The sequence below is a fragment of the Streptomyces sp. SCSIO 75703 genome (genome assembly GCF_036607905.1).
Taxonomy (GTDB): domain Bacteria; phylum Actinomycetota; class Actinomycetes; order Streptomycetales; family Streptomycetaceae; genus Streptomyces.
In genome coordinates, this window is record NZ_CP144555.1 from 1,002,885 (window position 1) to 1,019,039 (window position 16,155).

Sequence of the window (16,155 nt, forward strand, 5' to 3'; positions counted from 1 at the left end):
GCACGCGTCCCCGCCCCGGCGAGGGTGCGGCCTGCGGGCACGCGGGCTCGTGCGGACCTGGACGTACCGGCGCGGCTCCGCGGCATCGCGGTGGCCGGTCCCAGCCTCCGCCGCGCCGTGCGGACTTGGGCGGGCACGGCGTCGACGGGGCCGATTCCGTGCGGGTCCGGCCTCACCGGCCCTTGCGCGCGTCCACAACCGGAAGCCGTCGGTCCCAAGATCCGCCGGACAAGCCCTAGAGGTTGAGGCGTGCGTGCGCCACACTCATCGCGTGTGAGGTACGCACAAGCGTTTCATGTAGGGCACACGCGTTCCACCGGGACACTTCCCCGGGCGGGGACATACCAATCTGCAGTGTGGGGTACGGGGGACAGAGTGGCATTGGCCGAAAGAGAGCCGGAAGTCCAGGCGTTGCGCACCGCGCTGGACGAGTGCAGGTACGGCGCGGCCCGTATCGTCCTCATCGAGGGCGCCGCCGGATGCGGCAAGAGCGAGTTGATCGACACCCTCGCCGAATGGACCGACGCGGGCGAGGACCGGGCCCTGCGGGCGTTCGGCTCCCCGGCCGAGCGGGATCTGCCGCTCGGCCTGATCCAGCAACTCGTCGCGGACGCGCCGGCCGGTGAACTCCCCGAAGTCCGCATGCCACCTGACGGCTGGTCACAGGTCAGCGCGATGCGCGAGTTCCAGACGGCCCTGGAGCGGTTGAGCACCGCCACTCCGCTGGTCGTCTCCGTCGACGACGTGCACCACGCGGACAGCGCCTCCCTGTGCTATCTCCAGCACATCGTCCGGCACAGCCGCTCCACCAGGATGCTGCTGGTGTTCACCGCACCGCCGCACCAGGCCGGCCAGGACGCCTCCTTCCGCACCGAGTTGCTCCGCAGCCGCAACGTCCGGCGCATCCGGCTGCGGCGGCTCAGCGCCGAGGGCTCCAGGCGCGTCGCGGCCGGCTCCCCGGGTCCCACGCCGTGCGAGGCGCTGTCCGCCGAGTTCCACACGATCAGCGGCGGCAACCCGCTGCTGCTGCGGGCCCTCCTGGAGGAGTACCGCTCCGCCCCGACCGGAACCGGCGCTTTCCGGCCCGAGCAGGGCGGGCTGTTCGCCCAGGCCGTGCTCACCTGCCTGCTGCACAGCGGGCCGCACATGCTCGACCTCGGCGCGGCGCTCGCCGTGCTGGGCGACGGGTACACACCGGAACGGGCAGGCCGGCTGCTGGAGGTTCCGGCCGTCGCCGTCGCACAGTCCGTGGCCTCGCTGGCCGCCTCCGGAATCCTGGACGGGCACCGGTTCCCGCATCCGCACACCGAGACCGCGATCCTGGACCAGGTGCCCGCCGACGTGCTGGCCAGCCTGCACCTGGGCACCGCCGAACTCCTGCACCTGGCGGGCGAGTCCGCGAGGGCCGTCTCCGGACACCTGCTCGCCGCCGCCCGGCTGGGCGGCTCGCCCGCCGACGTGCCCTGGGCCGTCGACGTACTGCGGGAGGCCACCGAGGACCTGCTGACGCACCAGGACCCCGCCCGTGCCACGAACGCGCTCGAACTCGCTCACGAGCTCAGCCACGACGAGCAGCAACGGGCCGATATCAAGATCCGGCTCGCCGCCGTCACCTGGCGCGTCAATCCGGGGCGGGCGGAGAAGCACCTCTCCGCTCCGCTCGCCATGCTTCGCTCCGGCCGCCTGGCCGCCGAACGCCTGGCGCCCCTGGCCGAACTCCTCACCTGCCAGGGCCGGATAGCCGAGGCGGCCGAGGTCCGCGCCCAGATCCTCAGAGTGAGCGTGGCGAGCGAGCCCGGTGGCCACGAGGGCCCGGGGTACGGGTCCCGTACGGACGATCCGGCGGGCGCGCTCCACCTGCGGATCGACCACCCGGGAGGGCACGGCGAGGAAAGACCCATGGCCGGCTCCGACGGCGCCGCCTGGACGACGGCGGCCGAGCGGTTCCTGCGCACGACCGTCCTCAGCGACGACACCCTGGAACCGGTCATGCGCGCCCTGCGGTCCCTCATCTACTCCGGAAACCCGGAACGCGCCGCCGTCTGCTGCCGTGAACTGATCGCCGAGGCCCAAAGGCAGAACGCCCTCGCCTGGCAGGCCCTGTTCTCCTCGGCGCTCGCCACGGTCCTGCTGCGCCTGAGCGATCTGCACGCCGCCGAGGAGTACGCACGCCGTGCGCTGGACTGCCTGCCCGAACAGAGCAGCAGCGCGTTCATCGGGAGTCCCACGGCCACGCTCATCAGGGCGCGCACCCTCATGGGGGACCACGCGGCGGTGGCCCGCCAGCTCCGCCAGCCGGTCGCGGACACGCTGTTCAAGAGCACCCACGGTCTGTCCTACCTGCGCGCGCGTGGCCTCTACCTCATAGCGACTCACCAACTGCACGCCGCCCTGGGCGACTTCCTGGAAGCGGGCCGGCTCGCCAGGAGCTGGGGCATGGACCGGCCGGCGATGCTGCCCTGGCGCACGGACGCGGCGGAGACGCTGTTCCGGCTCGGCGAGACGCAGCGCGCCAAGGCACTCGTGGACCAGCAGTTCACCGACCCCGACGCGCGCAAGCCCTGGGTGCGCGGCATCAGCCTGCGTCTGCGCGCGGTGACCTCGGACCCGCGCCGGCGGCTCTCGCTCCTCAACCAGTCCGTCGACGAACTGAGCCGCTCCGGCGACCGGGTGGAGCTGGCACGCTCCCTCGCGGCGCTGGGACGTTCCCTGCGGGCCACAGGCGAACCCTCCCGCGCCGACGCGGTGATCCGGCGGGCCTGGAACCTGGCCCGGGAGTGCGGCGCCGAGTCGCTGCGCGAGGAGATCTGCCCCGAACTCAACCGACAGGACCGGATGCGGGAGCGGATCGTCCCGGCGGAGTGCCGCGTGGACGTGGACACGAAGCTCAGCGACTCCGAGCGCAGGGTGGCCACCCTCGCGGCGAGCGGCTACACCAACCGGGAGATCTCCCTGAAGCTGCACATCACCGTCAGCACCGTGGAACAGCACCTCACGCGCGTGTACCGCAAGCTCAACATCACGCGACGACAGGATCTGCCGGTGGACCTCCAGCTCACGTTCTCCACGGCCGAGGCGGTCTGAGCTCCGGCCGGTCCCGCACGGCGCTCACACCCTCCGGACCCGCACCCCCCCCCACACCGCACCCCGGCGCGCCGCAGACCCTGCGGCGCGCTGCCGCGTCCGGACCACCGCTCTCGCCCGCGGGTCCCGTCGGCACGATCGGCACGATCGGCACGATCGGCACGAGGAGAGGTCCCGGTCCACAGGGCCCCCGCGTGCGGCGCCACCCCGACACCAAGGAAGACAACGGGAGCAAACGGGGCCACTGAGCGGCGAGCGCGGTGGGGCACCAACGCGTTTCGGGCCGGATTCCCCCCGGCTCTCGCCGGCCCTGGGCGCCCGGGGCCGGCACGGGGTGAGGGAACGCCGAGGTCGCGCCGCACCAGTCCGGTGGCGGGGGCGGGGCGCGGGCGTCGCGCGGACCCCGCTCTTCCATCGCCTTTTGTGATGAACGGACCCGGCCACCGTGTCCGGCGCCCTCCGGTACCGGTTCTCCACCCCGGCGACCGACGCCGTGAGAGTGAGGGAGAACCCGATGCTGCGAGGCCACCACGACAGGAGGCCGTCCCCCGTGCCCGTACCCCCGGGAGAGGCGGTGCAGGAACCCCCCGGCGCCACGCCCCCCGGCACCGCGTCGCCCGGCACCATGCCCCCCGGCGCGGCTGCCCCGGGTGCGCAGCGCACCGGAGTGGCCCGCACCGTCCCGGTCCCCCCGGTCCCCGCCGCCCGGGTACCGGCGCCCGAGGGCACGGCCGTCGCGGTGGCCTCCGCTCTGCTGCGCCGCACGTTCCCGCCGCACGGCGGGGCCGGCGAGGCGTCCTGGTCCGTCGGCGGCCCGGGCCCCGTGGAGATCGACGCCGGCGACGAACGCGCCGTCCAGGCCGCGTGCGGGGTCATGCACGTGCACGGCCGGGCCACCGGCGCCCCCCGGCCGCTGACCGCCGACTACGTGTCCACGGTGACCGGTGTGCTCGCCGCCCAGGGCGCCACCGCCTGCCTCCTCGCCCGGCTGCGCGGACGTCCGGGCCTGCGCGCGCGCACCTCGCTCGCCCAGGGCGCGCTGCTCTCCGTCGGCCAGTACCTCGCCGCCGCCACCGCGCCGGACGCCGGCCCCGACGCCACCGGCGACGGTCTCGCCACGCTCACCACCGCCGACGGGGTGCGCGTCGAGATCGAGACGCTGGACCCCCTCGCGTGGAGCGGCTTCTGGCGGCGCCTCGGCGTCGACGCGCGGACCGCGGGGCGCGGCTGGGGCCCCTTCCAGCGCCGGTTCGGCACCGCGGCCTGCCCGCTGCCCGGGGAACTGCGGGCCGCGCTGCGCCGCACCCCGCTGCGCGCGGTCGCCGCGGCCGCCGCGGAGAGCGGCGTGGCACTGGCGGAGGTCCCGGACACCACCGCCGCCCCCGCCCTGGTCCCCTGGACCCTCTCGCCCGCGGGCCACCGCCCCGTCCCCCCGCCGGGCCGTCCGCCGCACGAACCTCCCCCCGCCGGCGGGGAGTCACCGCCGCTCGCCGGGTTCCGCGTGGTCGAGTCGACGCGGCGGGTGCAGGGGCCGCTGGCCGGGCACGTGCTGCGGCTGCTCGGCGCCGACGTCGTCCGGATCGAGCCGCCCGGCGGCGACCCCCTGCGCGGGCTCCCGCCGATGGCCGGCGACTGTTCGGCCCGCTTCTCCGCGCTCAACCTCGGCAAGACGGTGACGCAGGCCGACCTCACCACGGCCCGCGGCCGGGAGACGGTCCGCGAACTGGTCGCCGGCGCCGACGCGTTCGTGCACAACTGGGCCCCGGGCAAGGCGGGCGCGTACGGCCTGGACGCCCACGCCCTGCACGCCGTGCGCCCCGGCCTGGTGTACGCCTGCGCCTCCGGCTTCGGCGACGCCCTCGGCGCCTCGCCCCCGATCGGCACCGACTACCTCGCCCAGGTGCACGGCGGGCTCGCCGCCGCCCTGCGTCCCGCGGGCGAGCCGCCCGCCCCGTCCCTGATGACCGTCACCGACGTGCTCGGCGGCCTCGTCCTCGCGCAGGCCGTCCTCGCCGGGCTGACGGTGCGGGAGCGGACCGGGCACGGCTGCCGCGCCGAGTCGTCGCTGCTGTCGGCCGCCGCGCTGGTCCCCCGGCCGCCGGGGCGGGTCGCGCTCGCCCCGCTGGACCTGCCGCTGCCCACCGCCGACGGCCTGCTCTGCCTGGGCGCCCACGCCCGCTCCCACCCGGCGGCGGTGGCGTACGCCGTCGGCGCCCGGAACGCGGAGGCGGTGCCGGCCCGGCTCCGCACCGGCGGGACGGGGGCGTGGCTCGGGCGGTTGCGCGAGGCCGGCCTGCCGTCGGTGCCGGTCTGCACCGACCTCGCCGGGCTCCCCGCCGACCCCGCCTTCGCGCGGGCCGTCGTGGCCCCGGACGCCTCGGTGCGGCACGCCCGGCCCGCCCGCCCCTGGGAGTTCGAGGAGGCGGGCGCGTGACGCGGGTGTGGCGGTCGGCCGCCGGACTGGACTTCCCCGACCGGGTGCCGTACGCGGACCGGCGGGAGTGGGCACGGCGGGGGCTGTGTCCCGACGCGGACCTGTTCTCCCTGTTCCGCGAGCACGCGGGGGCGCATCCCGGGCGCGACGCCGTGGTGGACGAGGACGGGACGGTGTCCTACGGCGCGCTGTACGCCGACGTCCTGCGCGTGGCCGCGCGGTTCGCGGCGGCGGGGCTCGGGCCGCGGGACGTGATCGGGCTGCGGCTGCCCAACGGTCGCCTGGCCGCCGCGGCGGAACTCGCCGTCTACGCGCTCGGCGCGGTGGCCCTGCCGTATCCGCTGGGCGGGGGCGTCCGGGACACCCTCGGCCTGCTCGGGCGCTCCCGGGCCGCCGGCGCCGTCCTCGCGGAGCCGGCCGACCGCGAGGCCGCGGGCCGGCTCCCGCTCCTGCGGGCGGTGTTCGGGCCGGACGACCTGATGCCCGGCCGGCCCCCGGCCGGTCCCGCCCTCGTGCCCGGCCCGCGCCCGGCCGCGCCCACCGCACCGGCGAGGATCCTCGTCTCCTCGGGCTCCGAGGCCGAACCGAAGATGGTCGCCTACAGCCACCAGGCCATGGCCGGCGGACGGGCCGCGTACGTCCGCGCGCTCGCCCGGGACCCGGCCGCGGTCCCCCGCAACCTGGTCCTCGTCTCGCTCGCCTCGTCCTTCGGCTCACTCGGCGTGCCGGTGACGCTCGCGGCGCTGGGCGGCACGCTGATCGTGCGGCGGCGCTTCGAGGCGGCGGACGCCCTGCGCGCGGTGGGCGACCACCGGCCGGCCCTCGTGTTCGGCGTGCCGACGATGCTGCGCCGGCTCGCGGACCTGCCGCGCTCCCCCGGCGAGGACACGTCGTCGCTGGAGGCGTTCGTCTCCAGCGGCGCGGCGCTGCCCGGCTCCACCGCCACCGCCTGCCGGGAGCGGTTCGCCCGGCCCGTGATCGCGGTGTACGGGTCCTCCGACGGGGTCAACTGCCACACCGCCGCCCCCGGCGCGCCCGCCGGGGACACCGCCGGCACCCCCGACCCCGCCGTGGCCGCCGTGCGCATCGTCCGGCCCGACGGCTCCCCCGCCCCGGCCGGGGAGCCCGGCGAGATCCAGGCCCGCGGCCCGATGACGCCGATGTGCTACGTCGGCGCCCCCGAACTCGACGCGCGCTACCGGACGGAGACCGGCTGGGTCCGCACCGGCGACCTGGGCGTGCTCGACGCGCGGGGCCGGCTGCGCGTACGGGGGCGGCTGAAGAACGTCGTCATCCGGGGCGGGTACACCATCAGCCCGGCCGAGGTGGAGCGCGAACTGGGCACCCACCCGGCCCTCGCCGAGGTGGTCTGCGTGCCGGTGCCCGACGAGGAACTGGGGGAACGGCTCTGCGCCTGCGTCCGCCCGGCCCCCGGGGCGCCCGCCCCCACCCTGGACCACCTCACGGCCCACCTGGGCCGACGGGGCCTGGAACGGCGGAAGTTCCCCGAGTACGTGCTGCCGGTGACCGGTATGCCGCTCGGGCCGACCGGCAAGATCTGCCGGCGCACCGTCACCGCCGACGCCGTACGGGCGCTGGAGGCGGGGCGGCTTCCGGGGCCCCGGGGGCAAGATCAAGCACTTTTCACCCCTTCGAGGCAATCTGCCCATAAGGAATTCCTGGGGGCGAATCCCGCCTGGCACTCTGAACGGGACAAGGTCGAAAGGCACGCCAACCTCCGTTCCCACAGCGGAAGTTGAGCATTACACCAGAACGGGGAACACCTCATGCGTCGCTCGGTCATCACCTGCGCCCTCCTCGCGGCCGTGGCCTGGGTGGGCCTCACACCGGGCCCCGCCGCGGCCGCCGCCGAGGGGGAGGTCACCGTCTTCCAGACGGAACTCCAGCCGCTGACCGTCTACCGGGACCCGGCCGGCTGCCACAAGCTCCCGGCCGCCGCCCACGTGCTGAACAACGCGACCGACGGCCCGGTGCGGATCTACGGCGACCCGTTCTGCCTCGGTCCCTCCGTGACCGTCCCCCCGGGGTACGGGGCCCACGTGGCGCCCGGCAGCGGCAGCTTCAGCGCCTGACCGGCCGTCCACACCCGGGGGAAACGAGGGGAACATGCCCGCAGAACTCGCCGTGGTCGGTCTCGGCTACGTCGGACTCCCACTGGCCCGCCGGGCCTGTGAGGCGGGACTCGACACCGTCGGCCACGACATCAGTCCGGCGGTGACCGGGGGCCTCACCGCGGGGCGCTCCCACATCGGGGACGTCAGCGACGCCGAGGTGCGGCGGATGCGGGCCCGGGGGTTCCGGGCCAGCGCCGACCCGGCGGTCCTCGACCGGGCCCGCACGGTGGTGATCTGCGTGCCGACCGGGCTCACCGCCGACCGGACCCCCGACCTGGAGCCGTTACGGGCGGCGGCGCGCACCGTCGCCCGGCACCTCGCGCCCGGCACGCTGGTCTCCGTGGAGTCCACCAGCCACCCGGGCACCACCCAGGAGATCGTCCGGCCCCTGCTGGAGGAGAGCGGACTGCGGGTGGGCGAGGACTTCCACCTCGCCTACTCCCCCGAACGCATCGACCCGGGCAACAGCCGCTTCTCCTTCCGCACCACGCCGAAGATCGTCAGCGGCTGCACCACCCTCTGCGCCAAACACGCCGAGGCGTTCTACGAACAGCTCGTCGACGAGGTCGTCGTCGCCGCCGGAACCCGCGAGGCCGAGATGGCCAAGCTGCTGGAGAACGCCTACCGGTACGTCAACATCGCGCTGGCCGACGAGGCCGCGCTCTACTGCGGGCAGGCCGGCATCGACGTCTGGGACGTGCTGCGCTGCGCCGGCACCAAACCCTTCGGGTTCGCCCCCTTCCGGCCCGGCCCCGGCGTCGGCGGGCACTGCGTCCCCGTCGACCCCCGCTATCTGATGGCCCACGCCGAGGAACAGGGCTTCTCGTTCCGCACCCTGCGCGCCGCCCGCGAGGTCCTGGACGCCATGCCGGGACACGTGGCCGACCGCGCCTGCCGGCTGCTGCGCGAGCACGGCACCGGTCCGGCCGGGGCCCGGGTGACCCTGCTCGGCGTCTCGTACAAGGCGGATGTCGCCGACGTCCGGGAGTCCCCCGCCTTCCCGGTGGCCCGCGCCCTGCGCGCCCGGGGGGCCGCCCTCGCCTACCACGACCCGCGGGTCGACGCGTTCACCGTCGACGGCACACCGGTCCCCCGGCACCTCACGCCCGAGCGGGCGTGCGCCGGCAGCGACCTCGTCCTGCTGCTCCAGGACCACCAGGAGTACGGGTCCCTCCCGTGGGACGAGACGGGGTGCCCGGTGCTCGACACCCGCGGAACCGCCCGGGGCCGGCGGGTCACCCACCTCTGACCCGCCGCCGGCGCGAAAGCTCCCGGCGGGTGTGGCCCGGTCCACGCCCGCCGTGGGAAGCGGCGCCCGGACGTCCGTCCGGAGCGCCATCACGAAAGAAGGAGATCCCCCCATGACCATGGTGGCCGACAACACCGCCCAGGCCCGTCTGTCGAAGCGTTTCGAGAAGTGGGACAGCGACGGCAACGGCGTCCTGGAGCCCTCGGACTTCGTCGCCGAGGCCGCCCGGATCGCCACCGCCCTCGGCCAGTCCCCGGACTCCCCGCAGGGTGTCGCCCTGCGGAACGCCTTCCAGTCCATGTTCGAGAACCTGGCGGAGCGCGTCGGCGTCTCCCCGCAGGGTCCGCTCTCCCAGGAGCAGTTCCTCGGTGCCGCCGGTGAGCTGTTCCAGGGCGGCGACGCCGCCTTCAACCGGGTGCTGGGCCCGGTCGCCAACGGCATCGTCGGTCTCTGCGACCGCAACGCGGACGGCGTCATCGACGCCGCCGAGTTCGGCTCCTGGCTCGGCGCCGTCGGCGGTCTCGACGCGTCGTCGGCCGCCGAGGCGTTCCGCCGGATCGACACCGACGGCGACGGCGTGCTCAGCGAGCAGGAACTGCTCGCGGCCATCCGCGACTTCCACTTCGGCCGGCTCGAGGTCGAACTGCTCGGCTGAGCGGCGCCCGCAGGACGGACCCGGCCGGCGCCTCCTCCCGCGAGGGGGCGCCGGCCGGCGTGCGTTCACCCGGCGGGGGCGCCGTCCGGTCCGCGCCACCCGGCGGGGGCGAACACGACGCCGGTCTCCGGGGCGAGGGAGAGGCAGGGGCCGGTCAGCAGCCGGGGCGTGTGGATCAGGATGTTGTAGTGGTTGGGCAGGTGGCAGCCGTCGAAGCCGAGCACCGTGCCGACCGGTTCGCCACCGATCAGCAGGGTGTCGCCGCGGTCGACGACTCCCCCGCAGTCCAGTTCGGCGAAGCCGAGGAAACCGACCCGGTCCACCCGGGCGCCCGGCTCCTCGCTCCAGTGGTCGGTGGTGACCAGCTCGTGCACCTCGCCGCGGCGCACGCAGCGGCTCGCGAACGGCTCCAGGGTCATGCCCCGGTCGGTGCGCGTGTGCCGGAGCACCTTCACCACGGCGCCGCGCACGGCCCGCTTGGCCCCGTCCTCGTGCCGCCCGGCGTCGAGCGAGGGACGCGCGGGCGGACCGGAGGCGGTGGCGGGCGCGGGGCCCGGGGAGGGGCGGGGGTTCATCGCACGGCCTCCGGTACGGGCGGGCGGACACGGGCGTAGGCGGCGGCGACGAGGTCCAGGGCGGCCACTCCGCCGGTGGCGGCCGCGTCGGGCGGCGGGGCGGCGCAGACCCGGGCGAAGTCGCGGAGGATGCCCTCGTACTCGTGCCAGAGCGATTCCTTGAAGCCGGGGCGGCCGTCCAGCATGTCCGCGCGCAGCTCGCTCCCGTCGGCCAGCCGCACCACCACGTCCTTGGTCTCCCCCGGGTAGGACCAGTCGAGTTCGACGGTGCCGCGGGCCCCGGACGGCGACTCCAGGCGGATCAGCGCCTGCCGGTCGATGCCCGCCTCCCAGGCGACCTCGGCGGAGGCGACCGTCAGCGGCGGCTCGCCCAGCAGCAGCCGGACCAGGTCGAAGGCGTTGGGACCGTTGTCGGCGACGCAGCCGCCGCCGCAGCGGGCCGGGTCGAGGTACCAGGTGTCGGCGCCGATGTGCTCCTCGATCCGCTCCAGGTACCGCACCCGTACGGACGCGACCGGGTTCGGCGCGTCGGGCGGCGGCACGCTGCGGGCCAGGTCGAGGACCCGGTCGTTGTGGCGCCGGTGGAAGGCGGTGAGGAGGGGGACGCCCCGCTCCCGGGCGAGCGCGGCCAGGGCCCGGCCGTCCGCCGGGTCCAGCGCGAGCGGCTTCTCCACGCAGACCGGTACGCCGGCCCGCAGCGCGTCGGCGCAGACCCGGGCGTGGGCGTGGTTGGGCACGGCGACGACCACCGCGTCCAGGGCGGCGGAGGCCAGCATCGAACGGTGGTCGGTGTGGCAGGCGACCCGGCCGCGGTGCGGGGCCAGCGCGTCCTCGCGCAGGTCGCAGACGGCGGCCAGGGTCCATTCGGGCAGCCGTTCGGCGGCGGCCAGGTAGTAGCGGGAGATCACGCCGAGGCCGACGAGCCCGAGCCTGCGGGGCGGGCGGGCCGCGGGCCCGGGGCGGGTCACCGGGCCTCCGTGAGGACGGGCAGGTCCAGCCCGAGGCCGGTCAGCTCGGCGTGCAGGGAGGCGGGCAGGGGGACGCCGGCGGCGCGGCGGCGCGCGGCACGTTCGGCCTCCTGATGTCCGGGGTAGCGGACCGGGTCGTGGCCGGCGAGGGGCGGGCAGTCCAGCACGGTGGCGAAGACGTCCCGGGCGTCGTCGGGAAAGCCGTCGCGCAGCATGCCGGGCGCGATGGCCAGCAGCAGGAAGCCGATGTCGTCGTCGCTCCCGCCGGGGCGGCCGTCCCCGTCGAGCGCCGCGCGGGTGGGGCCGGTGGCGGCGCCGGAGACCAGCCCGGCCAGCAGTTCCACGGTGAGACCGAGCCCGAAGCCCTTGTACGCGCCGGTCTCGGGCCGGCCGCCGAGCCAGCCGAGCCACGCCTCGCCCCGGTCGTAGGCTCCGGCGTCGGTCACGGCCCGGCCGGCGTCGTCGGTCAGCCAGCCCTCCGGCGCGGGGCGGCCGTCCCGGGCGGCGGTACGGACCCGGCCGGTGGGCACGACGGTGGTGCTCATGTCCAGCACGAAGGGGCGGCCCTCGACGGCGGGCGCGGCCACGCTGAGCGGGTTGGTGCCGAGCAGCGCCGCGGCGCCGAGCGGGGGCCGGGCGATGCGCTGGCCCCCGCAGTTGGAGGCCACCACGCCGATCATGCCCCGGGCGGCAGCCCGCAGGGCGTGGACGCCGGCGCAGCCGAAGTGGGTGGCGCCGCGCACGGAGACGAGGCCGATGCCGTGGTCGGCGGCCCGCCGCACGGCGAGGTCCATGCCCTCGGAGGCGGCCCACAGGCCGAGGGCCCGCCGGTGGTCGACGAGGACGCAGGCGCCGAGGTCGCGCAGGACCGTGGGCTCCGCCGCCGGGTCGGCGCGGCCGGACTCCAGCAGCGGTACGTAGAGCCGGGCGAGGTTGAACACGCCGTGCGAGTCCATGCCGGTCAGGTCGCCGTGGCACAACGCCTCGGCGGCGAGACGGGACCGGGCCGGGGGCACCCCGAGCCGGGTGAAACAGGCGGCCGTCGCGCCGAGCAGGGCGGTGTACGGAACCCTCACCTCCTCGCGGCGGCCGGCGACGGACGGTGCGACAGTCATACGGTTCCTGCTTTCTCGGTGCGTATGGGGGTGACGGGGCCGGGCGCCCGCCCGGCCCCGGAAGGAGTGCCGGGGGCGGCGTCGGGGGCCGGGACGCCGCCGGATGGCACGGCGGGGCCCGCCTCGGGAGCCGGGGCCCGCGCGGCGCCGGGAGGCGTGGCCGGGGCGGCACCCGCAGTCGTGTCGGTGGCCGAGGCGGCGGTGTCGGTGCCGGGGTCGGTGCCGGTGCCGGGGACGGGCGCCGGGACGCCGCCGGAGGAGGTGCCGGTCCTCGTGGCGGGGCCCCTGTCCGGCGCCGGGTCCCGGTCCACGGGGCCCGCGGCCGGGTCGGTGCCCTGGGCCGTGAGGGGGGCGGCGTCGGGAGCCGGGAGGTCACCCGGGTCAGACGTGGGCCCCTGGCCGGAGGCCGCCGGGGCCGGGCCGCGGGGCACGGCGGTGCGCTCCGGCGGAGCCGGGTCGGGGGCCTGGGCGGGGGGTGGCGTCGTGTGCCCGGCCGGCCAGGCCGCGGGTGCCGCGTCCGCGGCGAAGGCGACCAGGAGGGCGGTGACGCGCGACGCGAACCGCTCCAGGTCGGTCAGGTCGACGAACTCGCCGTCCGCGTGGGCGTGGTGGGTGTCCAGACCGCCGGGGCCGAACACGGTGGTGTAGGTGCCGGGGACGGCGTGCAGCCAGATGGCGTCGCAGGTGAACGCGGGCGCCTCGTCGGGCCACCGGTCGATGCCCGCCCGTTCCATCAGGGCGTCACCCCAGGCGGGCTGGGCACCGAGCGCGGGCAGTCCCCGTTTCTCCCAGTCGAGGCGGGTGATGCGGGCCGCGTCGGCGGCGGTGCGGGCGAAGAGCGGGACGGCGCGGTAACGGGCGGTGAACTCCCGCAGGCCCTCGGCCAGGGCGCGGGTGACGGCGGCCTCGGTGGCGGCGCCGTCCTCCGGGCAGGTGTGGGCGAGGTTGAGGGCGAGGCTGCCGGTGCCGTGGACCTTGTTGTGGAGGGTGCCGGTGTGCAGCCCGGCCAGGCAGACCGTGGCCGGCGGGGCGCCGGGGGACGGCGGGGTGAGGGCGGTGGCGAGGTGCTGGGCGAGGAAGCCGAGCAGCAGGGTGGCGTTGTGCCCGGCGTCCGGCCGGTCGTCGACGGCGTCGTCGCCGGTGACGGTGATGCGGGCGGTGGAGGCGGCGGTGGCGCGCGGCAGGTGGCGCAGTCCGGTCGGTTCGCAGAAGACGTTGACGCGGCCGACGTGCCCGGCCTCGACCAGCGGCCGGGTGCCGAAGGTGCCGAGCGCGCCGCCCTCCTCCCCGGCGACGGCCTGCACGAGCACCGACACGTCCCGGCCGACGGCGGGGCAGGCGCGGGCCGCCGCGGCGATCCCGGCCAGGAGCGCGACGGCGGGCCCCTTGGCGTCGACGGCGCCGCGCCCGGTGAAGCGGGTCCCGTCGAACGCGGGCGGCGGCCCGCCGGCGACGGTGTCGAGGTGCACGTTGAACATCACCGTGCGCTCGCGGGGCAGTTCGGGGCCGAGCCGCAGCAGCAGGCTCGGCTGGCCGGTGAGGAAGGCCGGGTCGGCGGCGACGGCGGCCCGCACCCGGGCCGGGGTGCCCTCCCGCAGGACGTCGGCGGCGCGCGGCGGGGCGAGGGAGAGGGTGTCGAGCCCGCACCGGGCGGCGGCGGTCGCGTAGGAGTGCAGGGCGGCGCGCAGGGCGTGCGGGGCGCCGGGGCCGGTCTCCAGGGGCCCGGCGGTGGGGGTGTGCAGCAGGTGCGACAGCAGTCCGGTGTCGACGCCGGGCGGGCGCGAACGCGACGCGGAGCCGGGTCCGGGCGCCGGGGCGGCCCCGGGCGGGAGGGCGGCGAGGCGCTGTGCGGCGCGGATGAACAGGCCCCTGGCGTCGGCGGATTCACGGCGCGTCCCCTCGTGCGGGAGGACCGCCAGATGGGGTTCGAGGGAGTACGCGCCCCGGTAGCCGTGGGCCTCCAGCAGCCGCAGGCAGTCGGCGACCCGGGCCGCCCCGTCCCCGGGGAGGGTGTAGACGGCCTCGCCGGGCCGCTCGCCGGGCAGGCCGTCCTTGACGTGGACGTGGGCGACGTGGGGCAGCAGCGGTTCGAGCAGGGACACGGAGTCGTAGCCGTGGGCCACGCCGTTGCCGGTGTCGAAGAGGACCCGCAGCACCGGGCTGTCGACCTCGTGCAGGAGGCGCAGGGTCCGGGAGGCGCTGGCGCCGGCCCAGCCGGAGCAGTTCTCGTGGAGCAGTTCCAGTCCGAGGTCCTCGGCGCGGCGGGCGAGGCGCCGCACGCGGGAGATCACCCGGGAGGCCCAGGTGTCCTCGGGCAGACCGTCGTTGGGCCAGGACATGATGCGGACGCTGCGGCAGCCGAGGACGCGCCCGTGGGCGGCGAGCCGGTCCAGCTCCGCGAGGTCGGCGGCGAAGTCGGCGGTCACGGGCCGGGACCAGTTGGCGATGCGGGAGTCGAGGCAGACCACACCGAGGCCGGCCGAGTGCAGCCGGTCGGCGAGGGCGTGGACGGCCGGGGTGTCCAGGTCGGCCAGCGCGATCCCGTCGACGGTGCGCAACTCCAGTGTGGACCAGCCCAGTTCCCGGGCGACGTCGATCTGGCCGGTCAGGTCGGGGGCGGCCTCGTCGCCGATGCCGGTGATCCGGCCGGCGATGCCGTCACCCGGCCGCACGGGTGACCTCCCCGGTGCCGTGGCCGCAGTGGGCCTTGGCGGCGACGAGCAGGCGCACGACGTCGGCCTGGACGTCGAAGGCGGCCCGCCAGGAGGGGTGGCCGGAGTCCAGGGTCGCGTGGCGATGGTAGGTCCGGGTCAGGAAGGCGGCGAGCGCGTCGTCGCGGAACACCTCCCGCCCTCGTCCGGTGACGAGTTGGGCGTGGTCGTCGTCGGCGGAGAGCGGGAAGTGGGCGGTGACGGCGGCGCGGGCGAAGGTGAGGGTGACGCTGCGTTCGCGGACGGGGGCGGCGAGGTCGGAGACGACACGGGTGCGGACGCCGCCGGTGTGGCGCAGGTCGAGCCGGGCGGAGCCCATGCCGGGCCGCACGACCGCGCCGATCCGGAGGTCGGTGAGGTGGGCGCCGGTCACCTCGGCGGGCCCGGCGAGGTCGCGTACGAGTCCCAGCGCGTGGGGCATCTCCACGTCGAACGCGGTGGGGTGGCCGTCCCCGGGGCGCAGCGAGCGCAGGAAGCGGGGCTTGTGCTGGACCGCCTCGACGCGCAGCAGCGGGCCGTGCTCCGCCGAGGCGACCGTCTCGCGCAGCCGCCGGGCCAGTTCGCCGGCGAGCCAGTGGGCGACGACCGTGATGCGCAGGCCGTGGGCGTCCCGCAGCCGTTCCACCGCGGCGAGGTCGGCCAGGCCGGTGGCGAGGGGCTTCTCGACGATCAGGTCGCGGAACCCGGCCGCGGCGAGGCCGGCGAGGACGGCGGGGCGGGTGTCCGGCGGAGTGCACACGTGCGCGACGGTGGCGGCGGGGGTCAGCAGTGCCGCCGCCTCGGTCAGGGAGCGGGTCCGGACGACCCCGTCGGGGACGGGTCCCCCGGCGGCGGGCCGGGGGTCGACGGCGACGACCGGCCCCTTCCACAGCCGGGGCGCGCCGGCACGGGCGGTGTGCAGCGCCCGCGTGTGCAGTCCGGCTCCGGAGCGTCCCAGTCCGACGATCAGGGGCTGTCTCATGGCATTCCATCCGGTGAATCTGGCGGGGCAGGTGCGAATCTCGTCGCTGTCGCGGCACCGGTCAAGAAAGTCCGCGGGGTAGTCACCGGAAGGTATGAAGTTCCTCCAGTCATTTGAGACTTGACTCTCGTGGCTGTTACGTTCCCGGAGATGTCAATCCGAGGAGTCCTCGGCCTTCCGGCCGGAACTCCTCCCTTTCCGTCGCCGACCCGTCGTCTCTTCTGGCTTTTCCCTGGCTTTCCCCGGCTTTGCCCCGGCTGCCCGGCCG

11 protein-coding genes are annotated in these 16,155 nt (G+C 76.3%); 6 read left to right on the forward strand and 5 right to left on the reverse strand.

Annotation, left to right across the window (positions count from 1 at the left end; translation table 11 throughout):
• The first annotated feature begins 381 nt into the window (after window positions 1-381).
• The 6 genes from VM636_RS04315 to VM636_RS04340 all read left to right on the forward strand — a co-directional run bounded on the left by VM636_RS04315 (window position 382) and on the right by VM636_RS04340 (window position 9,557).
• Window positions 382-3,084 carry a LuxR family transcriptional regulator gene (locus tag VM636_RS04315; RefSeq protein WP_078856154.1) on the forward strand — a complete coding sequence of 901 codons (2,703 nt, stop codon included), beginning with the start codon at window positions 382-384 and terminating at the stop codon, window positions 3,082-3,084.
• 574 nt (window positions 3,085-3,658) lie between these two features.
• The gene (locus tag VM636_RS04320) at window positions 3,659-5,518 is read left to right on the forward strand and encodes a CoA transferase (RefSeq protein WP_234312739.1); all 1,860 of its coding nucleotides are present in this window, start codon (window positions 3,659-3,661) and stop codon (window positions 5,516-5,518) included.
• A complete protein-coding gene (locus tag VM636_RS04325) occupies window positions 5,515-7,278 on the forward strand; it encodes a class I adenylate-forming enzyme family protein (protein ID WP_338483383.1) in 1,764 nt (587 codons plus the stop codon). The genes VM636_RS04320 and VM636_RS04325 overlap by 4 nt, the downstream gene beginning before the upstream one ends.
• 27 nt (window positions 7,279-7,305) lie before the next feature.
• Complete coding sequence (locus VM636_RS04330; protein ID WP_030422198.1) at window positions 7,306-7,611, forward strand: hypothetical protein; 306 nt, start codon at window positions 7,306-7,308, stop codon at window positions 7,609-7,611.
• Between the two features lie 34 nt (window positions 7,612-7,645).
• A complete protein-coding gene (locus VM636_RS04335) occupies window positions 7,646-8,902 on the forward strand; it encodes a nucleotide sugar dehydrogenase (protein WP_338483385.1) in 1,257 nt (418 codons plus the stop codon).
• Window positions 8,903-9,014: 112 nt separating this feature from the next.
• On the forward strand, window positions 9,015-9,557 hold the full coding sequence (locus VM636_RS04340) for an EF-hand domain-containing protein (protein WP_030422200.1): 543 nt from the start codon (window positions 9,015-9,017) through the stop codon (window positions 9,555-9,557).
• Between the two features lie 65 nt (window positions 9,558-9,622).
• Here the strand turns inward: VM636_RS04340 and VM636_RS04345 are convergent, their stop codons facing one another.
• Genes VM636_RS04345 through VM636_RS04365 form a run of 5 tightly spaced genes read right to left on the reverse strand, consistent with a single transcriptional unit; the run spans window position 9,623 to window position 15,887 of the window.
• A complete protein-coding gene (locus VM636_RS04345; protein WP_234312740.1) occupies window positions 9,623-10,132 on the reverse strand; it encodes a hypothetical protein in 510 nt (169 codons plus the stop codon).
• Window positions 10,129-11,100: a Gfo/Idh/MocA family oxidoreductase gene (locus tag VM636_RS04350; RefSeq protein WP_030422202.1), complete on the reverse strand. Its 972-nt coding sequence runs from the start codon at window positions 11,098-11,100 to the stop codon at window positions 10,129-10,131. Before VM636_RS04350 ends, VM636_RS04345 begins: the two co-directional genes overlap by 4 nt.
• The gene (locus VM636_RS04355; RefSeq protein ID WP_030422203.1) at window positions 11,097-12,215 is read right to left on the reverse strand and encodes an Ldh family oxidoreductase; all 1,119 of its coding nucleotides are present in this window, start codon (window positions 12,213-12,215) and stop codon (window positions 11,097-11,099) included. Before VM636_RS04355 ends, VM636_RS04350 begins: the two co-directional genes overlap by 4 nt.
• Window positions 12,212-14,887, reverse strand: coding sequence for a M20/M25/M40 family metallo-hydrolase (locus VM636_RS04360; RefSeq protein ID WP_338483392.1), 2,676 nt, complete (start codon window positions 14,885-14,887; stop codon window positions 12,212-12,214). Before VM636_RS04360 ends, VM636_RS04355 begins: the two co-directional genes overlap by 4 nt.
• Window positions 14,874-15,887 (reverse strand): Gfo/Idh/MocA family oxidoreductase, encoded by a 1,014-nt coding sequence (locus VM636_RS04365; protein WP_053913867.1) that lies wholly within the window; start codon window positions 15,885-15,887, stop codon window positions 14,874-14,876. The genes VM636_RS04360 and VM636_RS04365 overlap by 14 nt, the downstream gene beginning before the upstream one ends.
• Window positions 15,888-16,155: the final 268 nt, after the last annotated feature.

What these genes read in the sequence shown, in the direction of transcription:
- VM636_RS04355 (WP_030422203.1), bottom strand. Translation starts at nt 12,215, where the DNA reads ATGACTGTCGCACCGTCCGTCGCCGGCCGCCGCGAGGAGGTGAGGGTT.
- VM636_RS04330 (WP_030422198.1), top strand. Translation starts at nt 7,306, where the DNA reads ATGCGTCGCTCGGTCATCACCTGCGCCCTCCTCGCGGCCGTGGCCTGG.
- VM636_RS04345 (WP_234312740.1), bottom strand. Translation starts at nt 10,132, where the DNA reads ATGAACCCCCGCCCCTCCCCGGGCCCCGCGCCCGCCACCGCCTCCGGT.
- VM636_RS04365 (WP_053913867.1), bottom strand. Translation starts at nt 15,887, where the DNA reads ATGAGACAGCCCCTGATCGTCGGACTGGGACGCTCCGGAGCCGGACTG.
- VM636_RS04335 (WP_338483385.1), top strand. Translation starts at nt 7,646, where the DNA reads ATGCCCGCAGAACTCGCCGTGGTCGGTCTCGGCTACGTCGGACTCCCA.
- VM636_RS04340 (WP_030422200.1), top strand. Translation starts at nt 9,015, where the DNA reads ATGACCATGGTGGCCGACAACACCGCCCAGGCCCGTCTGTCGAAGCGT.